This window comes from Polynucleobacter acidiphobus (assembly GCF_003065385.1).
GTDB classification, from domain to species: domain Bacteria; phylum Pseudomonadota; class Gammaproteobacteria; order Burkholderiales; family Burkholderiaceae; genus Polynucleobacter; species Polynucleobacter acidiphobus.
This window is the reverse complement of sequence record NZ_CP023277.1, coordinates 905,962-923,648: the sequence shown is the minus strand read 5'-3', so window position 1 is coordinate 923,648 and position 17,687 is coordinate 905,962. Positions and strand designations below refer to the sequence as shown.

The 17,687-nt window shown below is 48.1% G+C and carries 18 protein-coding genes; 9 read left to right on the top strand and 9 right to left on the bottom strand.

All coding sequences use genetic code 11. The annotated features are described in order from the left end of the window. Both AOC32_RS04930 and ygfZ read right to left on the bottom strand, forming a co-directional pair. The gene (locus AOC32_RS04930) at positions 1-858 is read right to left on the bottom strand and encodes an NRDE family protein (protein ID WP_108508416.1); all 858 of its coding nucleotides are present in this window, start codon (positions 856-858) and stop codon (positions 1-3) included. 17 nt (positions 859-875) lie between these two features. After that, positions 876-1,808: a CAF17-like 4Fe-4S cluster assembly/insertion protein YgfZ gene (gene ygfZ, locus AOC32_RS04925; RefSeq protein WP_108508415.1), complete on the bottom strand. Its 933-nt coding sequence runs from the start codon at positions 1,806-1,808 to the stop codon at positions 876-878. Between the two features lie 100 nt (positions 1,809-1,908). On the opposite strand from ygfZ, the gene mltG reads away from it, so the two are divergent. The 6 genes from mltG to AOC32_RS04895 are packed head-to-tail and all read left to right on the top strand — an operon-like array spanning position 1,909 to position 6,855. Then, entirely contained in the window at positions 1,909-2,973 is a 1,065-nt protein-coding gene (gene mltG, locus AOC32_RS04920) for an endolytic transglycosylase MltG (RefSeq protein WP_108508414.1), read from the top strand. Between the two features lie 10 nt (positions 2,974-2,983). After that, positions 2,984-3,613, top strand: coding sequence for a dTMP kinase (gene tmk / locus AOC32_RS04915; RefSeq protein ID WP_108508413.1), 630 nt, complete (start codon positions 2,984-2,986; stop codon positions 3,611-3,613). A 53-nt stretch (positions 3,614-3,666) separates the two neighbouring features. After that, positions 3,667-4,806 carry a DNA polymerase III subunit delta' gene (locus AOC32_RS04910; RefSeq protein WP_108508412.1) on the top strand — a complete coding sequence of 380 codons (1,140 nt, stop codon included), beginning with the start codon at positions 3,667-3,669 and terminating at the stop codon, positions 4,804-4,806. An 11-nt stretch (positions 4,807-4,817) separates the two neighbouring features. Then, positions 4,818-5,606: a TatD family hydrolase gene (locus AOC32_RS04905; RefSeq protein WP_108508411.1), complete on the top strand. Its 789-nt coding sequence runs from the start codon at positions 4,818-4,820 to the stop codon at positions 5,604-5,606. After that, a complete protein-coding gene (locus AOC32_RS04900; protein WP_234409814.1) occupies positions 5,603-6,316 on the top strand; it encodes an ankyrin repeat domain-containing protein in 714 nt (237 codons plus the stop codon). Before AOC32_RS04905 ends, AOC32_RS04900 begins: the two co-directional genes overlap by 4 nt. 59 nt (positions 6,317-6,375) lie before the next feature. Continuing rightward, on the top strand, positions 6,376-6,855 hold the full coding sequence (locus tag AOC32_RS04895; RefSeq protein WP_108508410.1) for an ion channel: 480 nt from the start codon (positions 6,376-6,378) through the stop codon (positions 6,853-6,855). A 3-nt stretch (positions 6,856-6,858) separates the two neighbouring features. Here AOC32_RS04895 and AOC32_RS04890 read toward each other — a convergent pair whose 3' ends face one another. Further along, positions 6,859-7,839 (bottom strand): DUF3108 domain-containing protein, encoded by a 981-nt coding sequence (locus AOC32_RS04890; protein ID WP_108508409.1) that lies wholly within the window; start codon positions 7,837-7,839, stop codon positions 6,859-6,861. A gap of 36 nt (positions 7,840-7,875) precedes the next feature. Next, positions 7,876-8,451, bottom strand: a complete 576-nt coding sequence (locus AOC32_RS04885; protein WP_108509340.1) for an HNH endonuclease — start codon at positions 8,449-8,451, stop codon at positions 7,876-7,878. Positions 8,452-8,871: 420 nt separating this feature from the next. Between AOC32_RS04885 and AOC32_RS04880 the strand changes: the two genes are divergently transcribed. Genes AOC32_RS04880 through AOC32_RS04870 form a run of 3 tightly spaced genes read left to right on the top strand, consistent with a single transcriptional unit; the run spans position 8,872 to position 13,383 of the window. Then, entirely contained in the window at positions 8,872-11,784 is a 2,913-nt protein-coding gene (locus AOC32_RS04880) for a molybdopterin oxidoreductase family protein (protein ID WP_108508408.1), read from the top strand. Further along, positions 11,777-12,427 (top strand): 4Fe-4S dicluster domain-containing protein, encoded by a 651-nt coding sequence (locus tag AOC32_RS04875; protein ID WP_108508407.1) that lies wholly within the window; start codon positions 11,777-11,779, stop codon positions 12,425-12,427. Before AOC32_RS04880 ends, AOC32_RS04875 begins: the two co-directional genes overlap by 8 nt. Further along, the gene (locus tag AOC32_RS04870; RefSeq protein WP_108508406.1) at positions 12,427-13,383 is read left to right on the top strand and encodes a dimethyl sulfoxide reductase anchor subunit family protein; all 957 of its coding nucleotides are present in this window, start codon (positions 12,427-12,429) and stop codon (positions 13,381-13,383) included. Before AOC32_RS04875 ends, AOC32_RS04870 begins: the two co-directional genes overlap by 1 nt. Here the strand turns inward: AOC32_RS04870 and AOC32_RS04865 are convergent. From AOC32_RS04865 to AOC32_RS04845, 5 genes are read right to left on the bottom strand one after another with little or no spacing between them, the layout of a single operon-like run. Next, positions 13,380-14,099 (bottom strand): GntR family transcriptional regulator, encoded by a 720-nt coding sequence (locus AOC32_RS04865; RefSeq protein ID WP_108508405.1) that lies wholly within the window; start codon positions 14,097-14,099, stop codon positions 13,380-13,382. The genes AOC32_RS04870 and AOC32_RS04865 overlap by 4 nt on opposite strands. 44 nt (positions 14,100-14,143) lie before the next feature. Next, positions 14,144-15,316, bottom strand: a complete 1,173-nt coding sequence (locus AOC32_RS04860; protein WP_108508404.1) for a UxaA family hydrolase — start codon at positions 15,314-15,316, stop codon at positions 14,144-14,146. A 46-nt stretch (positions 15,317-15,362) separates the two neighbouring features. Continuing rightward, entirely contained in the window at positions 15,363-15,644 is a 282-nt protein-coding gene (locus AOC32_RS04855; RefSeq protein WP_108508403.1) for an SAF domain-containing protein, read from the bottom strand. A 27-nt stretch (positions 15,645-15,671) separates the two neighbouring features. Next, on the bottom strand, positions 15,672-16,682 hold the full coding sequence (locus tag AOC32_RS04850) for an Ldh family oxidoreductase (protein WP_108508402.1): 1,011 nt from the start codon (positions 16,680-16,682) through the stop codon (positions 15,672-15,674). After that, a complete protein-coding gene (locus AOC32_RS04845; RefSeq protein WP_108508401.1) occupies positions 16,679-17,614 on the bottom strand; it encodes a hydroxyacid dehydrogenase in 936 nt (311 codons plus the stop codon). The genes AOC32_RS04850 and AOC32_RS04845 overlap by 4 nt, the downstream gene beginning before the upstream one ends. Positions 17,615-17,687: the final 73 nt, after the last annotated feature.

Here is a 17,687-nt window from a genome sequence, read left to right as displayed (position 1 = left end):
TTACACTGAGTAATTGGCCCAGGCAGAGCCAATTAAGCTACCGGTAATTACGTCGTGGGCAATCACGCCGTTAGCATCAAAGCGCCGCTCCACCATCTCATAGTTACCATCGTTGCGAACTCGCAATACCGTGCTCGAGCGCGTGCCGTAATGTTCGGTCCGAATAAAAGCCGAGGAGAGTGCTTTCTCCCATTCCAGACTAACGCCGGTGCTCGGAAGCTCACGTTCTGGGGCCTGATGGTCATCTGCCAATAAATGGAGATAGGCATCGGCATTTTTTAAGCTGCCACCATCCATTGCGAGAGTTTGGGCGAATGCGGCAATGCGGTGGTTCACCTTGGGCCACGGTGTATCAAGCATGGCATTCGATAGACCATAGACGCCGGGCGTTAAAGGTTGACTTGGAAATGTTTTGCGCGGGCGCACGGATTTACCCATCACCACACGATTACTCACCCAATGCATTTGAGCGTCACTCGGATCACTCAGATCGGCCATCAGTAAATTAAAACCGTTGTACTGATCGAAGCGCTTACTGTGCTTCTCAATAAAGTGGTTGGGTTTATCAGGGCTCGTTAAATACAAATAGGGTAGCTCGCCTCGCGTTCTCGCATCGGGTTTTTTCTCACTGGGTGAGCGTACGTTCGTAAGCGCTGAAAAACGCCCCTGCTGATTGAGTCCTAACCAGGTGCCAGGACTACCAATCACATCAGCGTGATCACGGCCAGCCAATACGTCGGGATGCTCAGGCCACCAAGCGATGCCGGTGGTATTGCGATCATAGAACTCATCCCGATTGGCGGCTACCACCAACGGGTACTTTGGGTGCGATTTCCAGGCAAATAATATGAGGCACATACCAATACTATGCCTGATTAAATCTCAATTAGGGAGTAGGGTAGTGTTCCAAGCTCCAGACTGGGGCCGCTAGCGTCACCAAGGTGAAGTTTGCCGCTTTGGGCAAGCTCTGATTTGCATTCAATTTGAAGGTCTACCCAATCAGGGTTACTTGGATTGGGGGCTGAGAGCACGACCATTCCGGCTGGCTGGCCTGGGTCCTCTTCATGAAAAATCTCGGTTGCTGGTGGGCAGGACTCAGACGGAATTTGTGCTTTAGCCAAATAAAGGCGGCGCTTAATCGCCCCTCGATATTGGCTACGAGCAACGACTTCTTGGCCCGGGTAGCATCCCTTCTTAAAGTCGACCCCGCCCACGGATTCCAGGTTCACCATTTGAGGAACAAATTGATCCTGAGTAGCCGCCAGAATTCGGGGAATGCCACTGGCTACTTCGACTGCATTCCACTCGCTTAAATTGAGTTGGGCATCGACCGTCATCTGGGAGGCAAACACAATCCGCTTCGCAGAATTTGTGTCGGCAGGCGTTTGCATCGCCAAGGCAATTGCATCAGCAGGAAGGTGGGGCAGAAGGTTCTCCATCGAACTGAGAGCTCCATACACTGGCCAATCTTCGCTGACGTCACGAATCGTAAGCTTGGAGCGCAAAACGAACATGCTCAGTCGTTTTGCAAATGCCGCTGCTAGATCGCGTGAGACAAATAATGCATACTGTGTTGCCGTTTGGGATGAATGCAAACTAATCCATGCAGAGGCGAGTAAGCGACCCTTTGCTGTGCAATATCCGGTCAATCTGGCGGCTGAACTTCCATGAGCAATGGCTCCGGAGGGGACAGTGTTTAACCCAAGCACTGAATTCGTTAATTGACCTTGCAAAAAAGTACTTGCATCCGGTCCCTCAACCAGAATCAAGCCCCAGTCTGGTAAGCGGCAAATGGTGGGCGAGTTCATAGCGTTGCCTGATTGATGATGGTCATGTCAGTTCCTTAGCCTTTTATCATAGCGCTATGTGTAAAAACTTTCTAAGTCATCAAATTCCTTATTGCTTGCCATGGCTCTGAGTAAACGGTTACTGGGTCTTGGGCTGGTATCGGTCATCGGCATTATCTGCCTTTATTACCTTGCCTTATTCACATGGGGAGTGGTGCCATCCAAATCTACTTTAGTTAATCAGGCTGACGTAACAAATGCTGCGCGCTTTAAGGTGTTACCAAAATCAGGGGTCTCAAAGATCGCAAGCCAGCTGCAAGAGCAGGGGATTGGGGTGACCGCCTTGGTCTTCCAAATTGGTGCTCGATCGCTTGGAGTCGCATCATCATTAAAGCCCGGCACTTATGAGTTCCCAGCCAATGCAAGCTTAGGCCGCATACTGCTGCAAATGGCTCGGGGGGATCGAGTACGCGAGGTCGTGAAGCTTATACCTGGTATGACCATTTGGCAAGTTCGGGCAGCGATTGATACGCACCCAGCACTCATACATCAAACCAATACGCTAAGCGAAGCCCAGCTCGCCAAGCTCTTAGGACTAACGCAGGCGAGTGCAGAAGGGTGGTTATTTCCAGATACCTATGTATTTGATCCGGATGATTTGGATTCGAGTATTTATCAACGTGCCCATGCCGGTATGCAAAAGCAATTAGCGAATGCATGGGATCTCTATGTACAGGGCCAGCCCAATGATCGGGTTTTAAAGAACCCATATCAATTACTAATCCTCGCCTCGATTATTGAGAAGGAAACCGGCCAAGCGTCTGAGCGCGGACTAATTTCTGGGGTATTTCATAATCGGCTTAAAAAGGGCATGATGCTGCAAACCGATCCCACGGTCATATATGGAATCGGCCCACGATTTGATGGCAATATTCGAAAAACCGATTTACGCCGCGATACTCCCTACAATACCTATATGCGCTATGGCTTACCTCCAACCCCAATTGCAATACCCTCTAAAGAATCGCTAATTGCCGCTGCGCAACCCGCCCCCACCAATGCACTCTATTTTGTTGCCAAGGGCAATGGCAGTAGTCATTTTTCTGTATCCTTGAAAGAACACGAGGCTGCGGTTGATCGCTACCAACGCTTGCCTGCAAAATCGTCAACCAAGTCAGTGAAGTAAATCCATGAATATGAATTGCCCTGGTTTTTTTATTAGCTTCGAGGGCATCGATGGTGCTGGGAAGAGTACCCACCTAGAGGCCTTTGCCAAGCATTTGGGGCGGCTTTATCCGAATCATGAAGTTGTACTCACGCGCGAGCCGGGCGGCACCCCCTTAGGTGAAAAACTCAGGCAGCTCTTGTTGCAAGAGCCGATGCATATTGAGACCGAAGCCTTGCTCATGTTTGCTGCGAGGCGGGAGCACCTAGCTCAGGTCATCGAGCCCGCCTTACAAGCTGGCAAGATTGTGATCTCGGACCGCTTTACCGATGCCAGCTTTGCGTATCAGGGTGGTGGAAGGGGCTTAAGTCTTGACACCTTGAACATGCTTGAGACTCTGGTGCAGGGTAGGGGGGCTGGGTTGGTCCAGCCGGACCTCACGCTCTTATTTGATCTGCCTGGCGAGATTGCGCAAGATCGCCGGTCCAAGGCCAGAACCCCCGATAAGTTTGAACGCTTGGACCTCCATTTTTTTGAGAACGTTCGCAACGAGTATTTGCGACGCGCTATGGCCGATCCCGGCCGCTTTATGGTGATTGATGCACGGCAATCACCAGAGCTGATATGGAAGCGTTTATCAGAAATTCAGTTGAATTACTGATCCAAATGATTGATTTATATGAATAATTTCATGATAGGTTTTTTCTAAACTCCATGGCGATAGAAAATACTCATCATGAGTCAGTGAAGCTATTGCCGTGGTTTGATGCGCTTGGCAAGGCATTCAATTTAGAGGCAACCCCCCAGGCCATTTTGTTTCATGGTCAACCCGGAATAGGTAAATTTGACTTTGCCTGCTGGCTTTCGAAGGCACTCCTGTGCGAGGCTGATTCGTTCTCAACGGGGCATAAGCCTTGCAATTCTTGCGAGGCATGCCGTTGGTTTGATACCGGAAATCATCCAGACTTCATTGCCTTACTACCGCAACGTTTAAAAGGGCGCTTGGTTCAAGCTGAGCTGGAAGGAAGCCCAAAAATCGACCCTGTGGCCACTGAGACCCCAGACGATGGGGATGGAAAGAAAGAGAGCACGTTCATCAAAATTGATGAGGTGAGGGGGGCACTTGGGGGTATCAATATTGGTTCGCACCGGGGCGGAAAACGGATCATTTTGATTTATCCCTTAGAGAGTTTACGAGAGGATGCATCCAACACCTTGCTCAAATCATTGGAGGAGCCCAATCCCGATACGATCTTTATTCTGGTGAGTGATCGTCTTGACCGAGTGCTACCAACTATACGGTCTCGTTGCCAACTGATTGCCTTACCAAAACCAAGTCGGGATTTAGCGCTTGAATGGTTGCAATCCGAACTGAAATTATTGCTGACGGATACGGTTCGAACCGAGGAACTGGAAGCCACGATTGATGAGCATGCAGGTGCACCGCTTAGCGCAAGGGATCAGATTCTGGCAAGGCATCTCGGCGACGATAAGGATGGCATTGGTCTTGCCATCACTGCCACTAGAGTGCTGTTAGAGGCCCTAAGCAAAGGACCTCAAATTTCCTATCTGGAATGTGCCGAGAAGGTTCAAAAAGCCCCGTATTCCACTTTATTGATGTGTATGCAACGCTGGCTATTTGATTTGCAATTGTCACGCCAGTTAGGGGAGGTGCGCTATTACCGTCGGCATGCCCAACTTATCGGACAACTGGCGTCCCAACTGCAATTGGCAAAAGCCCAGCGATTGTGGTCGACCCTTACTCTCGCGCGGCGTCATGAGAATCACCCATTGTCCACAAGGGTGCAAATGGAATCAATGCTCTTGCAATATCAACAGCTCTTTGCAGACTAAAATTAGCAGTTATGTTCATTGATTCGCACTGCCATCTCGATTTCCCGGAGTACCAAGATCGTCTTCCCGAGGTTTTGGGGAATATGATGCGCGCCAATGTGAGTCATGCGCTTTGCATCTCCGTGGATATTCCAGATTTTCCCAAGGTAAAGAAACTCGCCCACACTTACCCAAATTTATTTGCTTCGGTTGGCGTTCATCCGGATTACGAGGAAACCCCCGAACCAACGCTTGAGTTTTTGGTTGAGGAAGCCAAAGACGATAAGGTCATTGCAATTGGTGAGACCGGGCTGGATTACTACCGAATGGGGGATCGATCCTATGACTCGATGGAGTGGCAACGCGAGCGCTTTCGGACCCATATCCGTGCTGCCTTATTAGCTAAAAAGCCTTTGATTATTCATACGCGTTCGGCCTCAGAAGACACCTTGCGAATCATGCGAGAAGAGGGCGCTGATGCGATTGGTGGTGTGATGCATTGTTTTACGGAGTCTTATGAAGTAGCCAAGGCAGCAATTGCGCTTGGGTTTTATATCTCTTTTTCTGGAATCGTGACTTTCAAGAATGCTAAGGATCTTCAGGCAACCTGTAAGGCCTTGCCTTTAGACCGATTGCTCATTGAGACCGATTCGCCATATTTGGCTCCAGTGCCGCACCGCGGCCAAACCAACGAGCCAGCCTGGGTGGCACACGTAGCGAGCTATATTGCGCAATTGCGTGGTGAATCAGTGGAGCAAATAGCCAGGCAAACTACAGACAATTTTTTTCAATGTTTTCAATTAAATAGAAGTAATTCATGATGCTACGTCGCAGTTTCATTACCTTTACCGCCCTAAGCTTTATTTCAGGCTTTGCTATTGCTCAATCCCAAGAGCAGGCCGATCGAATGGCGCGCGCCGTGCAATTTGACGACCTTGCTCAAGTAAAGAGGCTTCTACAGGACGGCGTAAGCCCTAATTTACTCGTTCGCGGCGGTAATCCCATCTCAGTCTACGCGGTGCGAGAGAACTCGCGTACAACCCTTGATTACCTGCTCACTTTGAAGAATTTGGATGTCGACCAACCGAACCTTTCAGGTGAAAACGTCCTAATGATGGCTTCGCTTTATGGGCTCCTACCAGAGGTTAAGACCTTGGTTGATAAGCGGGCCGCTACGATTAATAAATCGGGTTGGACTCCGTTGCATTACGCTTGCACCAACGGTCATTTGCAAGTGGCGGAGTTCCTATTGGATAAGGGCGCTCAGGTAAACGCCTTATCGGATAGCGATACAACGCCTTTGATGATGGCTGTTCGCTCCGGCAATATTCAATTAGTTAGACTATTGCTTGATCGCGGCGCCGATTTGCAAATCCGTAATCACCAAGGCTTTAGCGCCATTGATGTAGCGGATTTATTCAATCAAGAAGAGATTTCCAGAGGTCTGCGTTCGCGCTGGGAAAAGCTCTATAAAGCCAAATATGAAGGGGGTCCTAAGCCTGTAGCTACTGAATCTCAGCCTAAGGGCTAAATAACATATCTGCGTATAATCATTATTATGTCAAATAAGATAAATAATAATCAATAGCGATGTCAACCCTTCCAAACTTCTTTACCCTAGCTCAGCAAGTTGGCGAAAGCTTCCCAGACCAGCTAACCCTTGTATTTATGACGGCCATTGGTATGTTGGTTGCCCATGCGCTACTAATCCTATTGATTGGCAAGATCTACCAAGTGTTGATTGACTGGGCAGACAACCGAAACATTTTTTGGTTATCGATCCCGTTTTATATGATTGCTGTTGGCCTGGTGTTGATGACCCATTTGGTCGATATTGTGGTGTGGTCCTACGCACTCATTGCCCTGAAGATTTTTGAGATCGATACCAACGCCTTTTACTTTGCTGGCGAGATGTACACCACGGTTGGGTATGGAAGCTTTCCATTACCAGATAACTGGAAAATTCTACCGATCGTTGTTGCCTTTAGCGGAATATTTGCTGCCTCGATGTCTGGTGCGGTGCTCTTTAATATGATTGGTCAGATTATTCGTAAGAAAACGGTCAAATAAGTTTTACTTGGGCAAATCTGCAATTGGGTCGACTTGCTTTAGAAATAGTTCAAAGGTTCGCCCCTTTTCATTTTCAAGGCGCACCCTACCCGGTATCCAGCCAAAATCTTTCACCAGCCATATGTCATTTCTGCGCTTGTGATCCATTTCCTTTACCGGCAAACGTTTGTAGTGCCTGAGCACCGTAGGCCCCAAAGTTGATACTGCATCTGATAGCTCTTCCCCTTGGCTTTGAAAACGCCATGTTTCAACGGTATCAAGGTTGGCAATCGGAATTTCTCGCACCGTTCCTTTTTCGTCAATCTGATCATTACCTGCAAGCAAAGAGGCCAACTGCATCATGAGGCTAAAGCGATCCTGAGTCCCCGGTGGAATGTCTTTTAATTGATCCGGCTTTTGGGAGAAGAATAACTTCCCTCCCCCCTTATCATCGCGATCAAATCGGGTAAATCGTGCTGGCCGGCTCCCAAGGTGCTCCACATAAAAGTCAGGAGCTAATCCATAGGCATCAATCTTTCCTCGGGATTCAAAGATAAATGGCCCAACAAATGCATAGGGAATATTGATAAACAATCGATAGCCAAGCTTGGGATCAAATTGCCACTCGATTGAAGCCGTTTGCAGGTACTGGCCATCGAGATAGGCATCGTAATAATAAATACCAGGATCGGGAACTCGAAAAGCCTGACCTTCTTGCTCCACTTGCCCTGTCCCATTGCCTCCACCGGGCTCAATGACTTCACCATCGCCCACTGCGTTTGAACTTTGATCCCGAACGCTTGGCTCGGGCGCTGGCGGTTTACTCAACTGAACTTTTTTAACAGGCTCGACACGCAGCTCGGCAACGGTGACATCTTCCAGAGGGGCAGCCTTAGAGAATAAAAAACTAGGAAATCCAACGAATATATAAAGATGGATAAGTACCGATATCGCGATTGCAAACAGCACAATCGTACGCGGTTTGAATAGGTGCAAACCATTCATAGAAAAACTCAGGGAGCGATTGCTACTAGCAATCAATTAGACCCAAAATGGGTCTTGCAAGATGCGACTATCCTTTGGCAAATTAGCAGCCAGAAAATCCATCTGATCTGCCAAAATATTTCTGCCTTTCAAAATCATATCTTCGTACAAACTGGGTGTGTAGGGTGCGTAGAGAAGACTCATCCCTGCTTTCTCTGGCGTGCGATTACCTTTGCGCTGATTACAGGGTCGACACGAAACCACCAGGTTCATCCAAGTGTAGCTACCACCTTTGCTGTTAGGAACAATATGTTCTGCTTCAGCATCATGTTCAGAGATTCGACAACCACAATAAGCACACAGGCCGCGATCACGCCGATAGAGCTTGCGTTTCGTAATGGCCGGCACCACATCAAATAAGTTTATTTTTGCAGAGCCTTTGACAGCAATGATGGAGTGCAGCTCAATGATCGATTGTTGGCCGGTCAAACGAGAGATGCCGCCACGCATGATGGCGACAGGTTCACCCAGCGTCCATGAAACGCTGTCATCCGCATAATGTCGGGTTGCATCCTCAGCATCTATCCAGCACTGGGGGATACCGCCCGCATCCAACTTCAAAATGCTGAGCACCACTCCTCCTCTCTGTCATGGTATCTAGCGCCATGGCACGCCTGACTCTTAATATAGTCTAAGTTTCCTATAAAAAGATGACGTTTTTCAAGCCCCTAGAGGATTTATGAGTAATTGCAGGATAGAGCTTGATTTTTTACTCGAATTGTTTGCATACCCATTCTTTGCGACCCCACTCCCCAGGACGCTCTGCGAATACCAACCAAACAATCCATTCTGATAGCTTTCTCATGACACTCTCCTTTTTTTGAGAGACCATTGTGGTTCACTAAAGGCTCATAAAATGAGCTTTATAGAGGCACTTGAGGAATATCTTCAAATCATTGATTTCAATCATGAATTTGTGAGCCGAATGGTGTTGTAATGGAAGTCAATTTACTCAAATGTCGCTACAATAATCAAATAACTATAAGTCGCTGCATGTTCAAATTTCTATCCTCGCAACCAGTTCACGATCCGATTCATTCGCAAAATCCGGCGACTGAGGTAAAAACCACGACCTGCTATATGTGCGCCTGCCGCTGTGGCATCCGAGCGCATTTGCGGGATGGTGAATTGGTGTATATCGACGGCAATCCAAACCATCCCCTTAACCAAGGGGTCATTTGTGCCAAGGGTGCATCGGGCATCATGAAGCAGAAGTCCCCTGCGCGGATCACGAAACCACTCTTGCGCAAGCCCGGCTCAGAACGTGGCCAATCGGAGTTTGAAGAAATCTCTTGGGATCGAGCCTTTAGTATTTTGGAAGATCGTTTACGAAGTATCCGAGAGACCGATCCCAAAAAATTTGCACTGTTCACCGGTCGCGATCAAATGCAAGCGCTCACAGGCTTATTTGCTCGTCAATTTGGAACTCCTAACTATGCAGCCCATGGAGGCTTTTGCTCAGTCAATATGGCCGCAGGCATGATCTACACCATTGGGGGCAGCTTTTGGGAGTTTGGCGGCCCCGATTTAGAGCAAGCCAAATTATTTGTGATGATTGGAACAGCAGAGGATCATCACAGCAATCCGATGAAGATTGCTTTGTCGAAGTTTAAGCGCAATGGTGGGCGATTTATTTCAATTAATCCCGTGCGAACTGGTTATTCAGCGATCGCCGATGAGTGGATTCCGATTAAACCGGGCACTGATGGCGCGCTATTTATGGCATTAATGCATGAGTTGATTGCAGCCAATCAGGTAGATCATCCATTCTTAAAGCGGTATACCAACTCATCGCAGTTGGTTTGTCTTGATGCGGGTCCGGAAGAAGGATTATTTTTATTTGATCCTGAATCAGATCCAATCAATACCGACATTCCTCATAACAAATACATTTGGGACATCAAAAGCAATGCTGCAAAAGCCTGTTTTGCAAATGATGTCGACCCTGCCCTCTCTGGTGAATATGTCATGGGTCCTGGCCCCCATCAGGGCAAGCGGGTTGCCCCTGCATTCGAATTATTGCGTCGTCAAGTTGAGACTTGCACGCCCGAGTGGGCCGAGAAAATTACCTCGATTCCAGCAGCACGCATACGCTTACTCGCCAAGGAAATGGCGCACACGGCATTTAAACAATCATTTGAGCTACCAATTGCTTGGACCGATTCCTTTGGTCAGCAGCATACATCGGTGACCGGACGGCCTGTGGCATTTCATGCGATGCGTGGCTTATCGGCACACTCGAATGGCTTTCAAACTACGCGTGCCTTAGCTGTATTAATGACTCTGCTGGGCACTATCGATCGTCCAGGCGGCTTTCGTCATAAAGCCCCTTATCCACGCCAGATTCCTCCGAACATCAAACCGCCATCTTCTGAAAACGATATACAAGCGAATACACCGTTAGCAAAAGCTCCACTGGGTTGGCCAACTCGCCCAGAAGACCTGGCACTTGATCAGGATGGTAAGCCCCTTCGAATCGACAAGGCCTACACCTGGGAGCACCCTTTAGCTGCTCATGGATTAATGCATAACGTCATTACCAATGCTGTCAAAGGCGATCCCTATTCCATTGATACCTTAATGATTTTCATGGCCAATATGTCATGGAACTCCACCATGAATACCATGGAAGTTAGACAGCACCTCAATGCAAAAGATGAAAATGGACAGTTCAAGATTCCATTTCTGGTGATCTGCGATGCATTTCAATCCGAGATGGTGGCCTTTGCCGATCTCGTGCTTCCTGATACGACCTATCTTGAGCGCCATGATGCAATGAGTATGTTGGATCGCCCTATCTCTGAATTTGACGGACCCTGCGATTCAGTACGCATCCCAGTTTTACCACCGACCGGAGAATGCAAACCGTTTCAAGATGTCCTAATAGAGCTTGCATCTCGCTTAAAGTTCCCTGCGTTCACAACCGCTGATGGACAAAGAAAGTTCAAGAATTACCCCGACTTCATTACGAACTTCCAGACGGCACCCGATTCGGGGATTGGGTTCTTAATGGGTTGGCGTGGCAAGGATGGTGAGAAAAGTGTTCGTGGCGAACCCAACCCTGACCAGTGGGAGCGCTACCAAGAAAATAATTGCGTCTTTCATTACAGCATGCCCCCCGAGCATCAATACATGCGTAATTGGAATCAAGGCTACTTAGACTTTGCCAAAGCCAATGCCTTACGCCAAAAGAATGATCCGATTATTTTGGCGGTGTATTCGGATATTGTTCAGCAGTTTCGACTGGCTGCCAAAGGCCAGCGCCCCGGTCGCGTACCGCCCGAACACCTCAAAGAACGCATCATCGAGTTTTTTGATCCGCTACCCTTTTGGTATCCACCTTTGGAAGATGCGGTTACCAATTTAGATGAGTATTCAATCAACGCCATTACGCAACGGCCGATGGCGATGTATCACTCATGGGACTCGCAAAATGCATGGTTACGACAAATTCATAGTCATAACTTCTTGTTCATTAATGCAGCAACCGCTATGGATCATGGTATCGAAGATGGTGCCTGGATTTGGGTGGAATCCCAATGGGGCAAAGTACGCTGCATGGCGCGCCATACTCAGGCTGTTGAGATGGGGACCGTTTGGACTTGGAATGCCATTGGTAAAGCCGAATCCGCATGGCATCTTGATCCCGATGCGGACGAGTCCAAGAAGGGCTTCCTGCTCAATCATTTAATTACCGAAGAGCTGCCCATGGGTACACGCGAAGGTAGTTTCCGCGTGAGTAATTCAGATCCAATTACTGGTCAAGCGGGATGGTACGATGTGCGCGTCAAGATATCCCCTGCTGGATCAAGTGAAAATTTAGATACATGGCCAACGGCCAAAGCCAAAGATGTTCCCGGCATGCTTAATCCATCTTCGTACGGAATCAATAAGTCTGATGAGTAAACAGTTAGCGCTCGTGATTGATTTGAATGTGTGCGTGGGTTGCCATGCATGCGTTACCTCATGCAAGGAATGGAACACGCAAGGGTCAGCTGGCCCTATGACCGACCAAGATCCTTACGGCGCACATCCCAGCGGCACCTTTTTTAATCGGGTCCAAACCTACGAAGCTGGTGTCTTCCCCAAAATGGAGACCGTGCATTTTCCCAAATCCTGTTTACATTGCGAGGAACCACCGTGCGTGCCCGTTTGCCCAACGGGAGCCAGCTACAAACGTAAAGAGGATGGCATTGTGCTGGTGGACTACGACAAGTGCATCGGTTGCAAGTATTGTGCCTGGGCTTGCCCCTATGGAGCTCGCGAGCTCGATGAAGATCGACAGGTGATGACCAAATGCACTTTATGCGTAGATCGTATCTATAGTGAGACCTTACCTGAGTCAGAGCGTAAGCCAGCCTGTGTGCTGGCCTGCCCAACTAGTGCCCGAATCTTTGGTGATGTGCACGATCCAGAGTCGGATGCCAGCAAAGCGATTGCTGAGCGTGGCGGGTATGGGCTTATGCCCGAGTGGCAGACCCAACCAGCCAATCACTACTTGCCCCGCTCGATTACCGGAACCATTGCAGCAGTAAAGGCAGAGAACTAATGCATCCCGCTTTCTCACTTATCTTCTTCACTGGCATGGCCGGTATGGCCCAAGGCATGGTGATGAGTCTTCTCGTTTTGCATCTAGCGGGTGATCCATTACCAAATCAATTCATGAACTATCTTGCCTTCCCAATCATCTTGCTGCTGCTGGCAGGTGGATTGCTTGCCTCATTTTTTCATCTAGGGCATCCTGAGCGTGCCTGGCGCGCCATTCTGATGTGGAGAACGTCCTGGCTCTCGCGTGAAGTATTGGTATTACCTAGTTTCATCGCCCTCACAGTCCTGGCCTATTTCTACTCCTGGCAATTGGGCACGATTCCCAATTGGCTTTGGGTATTACTCGGCATCTTTGCGGTTCTTCTATGGATTTGTACAGCCATGATTTACCAATGCATTCGGTTTATTCAAGAATGGGCGCACCCAATGACCATGGTTAATTTCATTGCACTTGGATTTGTTTCGGGTTGGTTTTTATTGATGACTCTCTTCGCCATTTGGTCAGCATGGCTTCCAGATCAAGCCATTGTCACTCCCCAAAATCTTGCTGGCGTGACTGGCTTTACTGGATTTTTATTATTGCTATCGCTTACTCTAAAACTGTGGATCTGGAGGCGTAATCGCAGTCTCAAACCAAAATCAACCTTGCAGTCAGCAACCGGAATCCAGCATAGTCCTGTTCGCCAGATCTCGATGGGAATGATGGGCGGTAGTTTTAATACACGTGAGTTCTTTCATCAGCAATCTAATTTCTTTGTCGCCAATGTTCGCAAGCTGGCATTTTTTGGGGCTTATCTGCTTCCAATCACCCTACTGGTATTTGCGGCAAGTCAAGCTAGCTTGAACTTAATTATCGTAGCGTTTTTGGTGCATCTACTTGGTCTAATGGCAGAGCGCTGGTTATTCTTCGCAGAATCAAACCATCCACAAAATCTTTATTACCAACGAATTGCTTAAGTTCCCAGTTCGCTGAAGTATTCGTAATGCTGGGTATTTAAGGTTGAGATACGCCATTCAATCGGCTCATCTTGCATTCCAATCGCAAGGCGACGAATCACAATAACAGGGTCGCCAGCTTTTAAGTGAAGCCATTCTGCATCTTGTTTACTTGCCGCGCCGGCTCGCAAACGTTCGCTAGTTCGGGCAACCACTTGTCCATATTGAGCCTGATACAGCTGATAAATACTGCCCTCACGATGCTGAAAGGCGCTTCGTGTCAGGGTTGGAAATCGCTCCTTGCTGAGAGTAAGTCGATCGACAATGACGCATTGATTGTCAAGTGATAGGCGATTCACAATTCGCCATACTGGCGAACCCTCTTTTAGTTGAAGCTTTTTTGCTTCTTCACTGTTTGCGATTGCACTTTGGAATGAAACCAACTCAACGGTTGGATATTTCTTATGATCCGCGTCGTGCTTAATCACATGAAAGAAGTAATACAGTAAGCGCTGTTCATCATGCTCTGCAATAAAGGTGCCCTTCCCTTGCCGTCGAATCACGATGCCTTCTGATACGAGTTCATCCACTGCTTTGCGAAGCGTACCAATCGACACTTTCAGCTCTTTTGCTAACTCCTTTTCAGCGGGTAAAGCCTCACCCATGAAGTAACGACCACGGACGATATCTCCCGTGATCTTTTGTTTTACTTCTTGATACGCAGTAATTGCTTTCATACAAATCTGGGCCACTCATGAGTCTGAATGGCCCATTAGGCAACTTAGGCAGATTCGTATAAGCGAGTTAGAACAAACTCGCGATGACCTAAAATCTCAGCAGCGGTTAGCTCGCCATTTGCAGTGCGCAAGAGGCAATCTAATAATTTCTCACCGGCGCTATCCATGTTTTCTTCACGGCGTAATATTCCAGAAACATCCACGTCAATGTGCTCAGACATCGTGCGTACGGTTTTTGGATTCGCGCATAGCTTAATCACTGGAAGAATTGGGTTACCAATCACATTGCCCTGTCCGGTTGGGAAGAAATGGGCCGCATACCCAGCGGCTGCACATAAGGTAACCATCTCAGCAGCTGCTGATGAGGAATCCATAAAGTACAAACCTTTACCAGTCGGTGTTTCAGCTTTATCCAACACACCATCGATCATGCACTTTTTACCAATTTTTTGAATATTGCCTAGTGCTTTCTCTTCAATCGTCGTTAAACCACCAGCAATATTCCCTTTGGTTGGCTGTGAGTCTGAAAGGTCACTGGTTTTGTGACGCTCAATCACGTCCTGGTAACGATCGAATACTTGTTTGAACTTCGCTTTGATCTCAGGAGTACGGCAACGTGCTTCTACTAAATGCTCGCCACCCGTTAACTCAGTGGTCTCACCGAATACTAAGGTAGAGCCAATGTCATAAAGCTTATCAAAGGCATTGCCAACGGTCGGATTAGCACCGCAACCTGAGGTGGTATCAGATTCACCACACTTTGTTGAGACCCAGAGCTCCGATAGAGGTGCGGAGACACGCTGTAACTTCGATGCGTGCTTCATCATCTTGTATGCAGCTTTGCTGGCAGCGGCAATAGTAGCTGTATCACCATTGCCTTCAATCCAGAATCCCTCAACAGGCTTGCCTGATTTCTTAATCCCCTCAACCACCGTATTGGTCCACTGTGGCTCAATTCCAATCACTACAACTGCAGCTACATTGGGGTTGCAACCGGTACCGATCAGGGTGCGGAAATGAAGCTCTAGATCAGCGCCAAACTGCAAACGTCCATAAGGATGAGGGATTGCCATCGTGCCCTTGATATTGTTTGCTACTGCTTCGCAAGCTGCATTCGACAAATCATCAAGGGGCAAAATAATTACGTGATTACGAATACCCATCCGTCCATTTTCACGACGATATCCCATAAAGGTCGCTTTTTTCAAATCAATCATTTGTTCTTCTCTCAATCAAAAATTAGTTAATCAGTTGGCCAATCGATTACCAGCGCTTTGTCTTGACGTTTTGAACGTGCAAATGTTCGCCCTTTTTAATTGGGGCGACTACTTTGCCAATATCAATTCCGTACTTGATCACGGTATCGCCGACCTTCAGATCTTTTAATGAGATCTTGTGACCAATTGGAATATCGCTCTCGGATTTAATATTGAGCGTGGTATCACCGTCCATTACCCAACCAGTTAGATCATTACCAGCTTTTACGCCCTCCACCACTACGACACCCACCACATCTCCGGGTTCATGTACGACAAAGTGAATCATGCTTTCTCTCCTTTAAAGATTGACTTATTAATTATTCCAACCGCTTTGAATACCATTCCGAATCTCTTGCAGTACCGCTTCATTGACCACAACTCCGGCCTTCATCGCCTTCTCGCGCACTGTAAAGCGACGCTGACCAGGTAAGCGCACACCAGCATCACTTGCAAACGTCTTGAGCAAATCGAGCATGCGGTTTCGGTAGATGCTTTTTCCAGGAAGACCAGGATCAATCGTGATGATGAGTTGACCTAAGCGTGGTTTATTACCCTTCATTGAAAAGAAGCTGTCAGCTTCATACGAGTACTGACTTCCTGACAAACCAACTGCAAGCAGTTCGATAATGAGTGCCAATAGCGCACCCTTGTCACCACCGAGTGGAACCATGAGACCCTTAAGACCCTCATTAGGATCGGTCGTAGGTTGTCCATCGGCGGTTAAGGCCCAACCCAAGGGAATCGACTCTCCCTTCTTCGATGCCACTAATAATTTGCCACGTGCCACTGCGGAGAGCGACATATCAATGACCAAAGGATCCTTGCCCTGAACTGGAAAGGCAGCAGCAAGAGGATTTGTGCCGAAGACCGCTTTGGTGCCGCCAGCCATGGGCATAGCCGCAGGGGTATTGCCTAGCAAAATTGAGATGTATCCCGCCCTTGCAGCAGCTTCTGTATAGTGCCCAGCAACACCAAAATGATGGGTGTTCTTAATTGCCACCAAACCAACGCCGTGCCGATGGGCAAGGTTTACTGATAGATCCGTTGCATACTTCAGCGCTGGAAATGCAAGGCCATCCTGACCATCAACTAATGCTGCTGCTGATTTAAAGGAATGCGTCTTAATGACTGCTTGAGTATTAATGCGTTGATGTTTAGCATGCCCCGAATACTGCGCAACCCGCGCTAGGCCATGAGAAGCCAATCCATCGACCTCAGCTAAGGCTAAAAATAAGGCGGTATCCGCTGCAGCATCATGTTTAACACCGGCGGCACATAAGCCCTGATAAGCAAGTTGTACCAATTCCTGAAATGAATGACTCAAGTAATTTTCTCCAAAAATAGATCCACTTCGCGGGCAATCATTGAGCTCACACGATCATTGCTTTCCTCGGTAACGCCTGCCACATGGGGAGTCAGAATTAAATTTGGCACCCCAACAAAATGACCAAGATCCTTTGCGGGCTCAAGCGCAAATACGTCTAAAGCAGCACCACCAAGCCTGCCGGATTTCAAAGACTGCGCGAGTGCAAGCTCATCCACAATGCCACCTCGGGCTGTATTAATTAAATAAGAACCCTCTTGCATTTCATCAAGCAAAGCCTGATTGAATAGACCCATCGTTTCTGGAAGTAATGGCAGGTGCAGACTAACAATTTGGCTGTTTGCAAGTACTTCAGATAGAGAGCGCATTTCAACATCCCCGCCTTTTATAGCGATAGAGGATTCTTTGATCATGGGATCATAGGCAATGCAGCGCACTCCCAGCGCGACTGCTTTTTCAGCAACAACACGGCCAATGCTCCCAAAACCAACAATACCGATCGTTTTGCCCGCGATTTCATGGCATTTAGAGTAAGTCGGCCTGGGCCATTTTCCTGCTAGGGTCTCCAGCGTGGCCTCGCGATACGAGCGCATCAGTGCCATCGCAGTACCAAGCACATACTCCGCCACAGACTCAGCGTTGGCACCAGTCGCTGGAATCACCTGAATCCCTCGCTCTGCACAGGCATGCAAATCGATATTCTCTAGGCCAACACCTAGGCGTCCAACCACCTTTAATTGCTTGGCCCCATCAACCAATTCCTTAGAGACTTTGCTTAGATTTCGCACAATCCAGGCATCGGCGTTGACTAAGGAATCAGCCATTTGCTTTGGGTCTTGATAGGCATCGGGCTGATAAATAACCGTATGCCGAGCCTTAAGGGTTTCTAGGGCTTGACTCGTAATGAATTCCGAGATGAAAATAAGAGACATATCCATATCATATAGATGACTTAGATCTCTTGCAAGAGGCGGTTGATCAAATATGTGATTAAATGGATCAGAA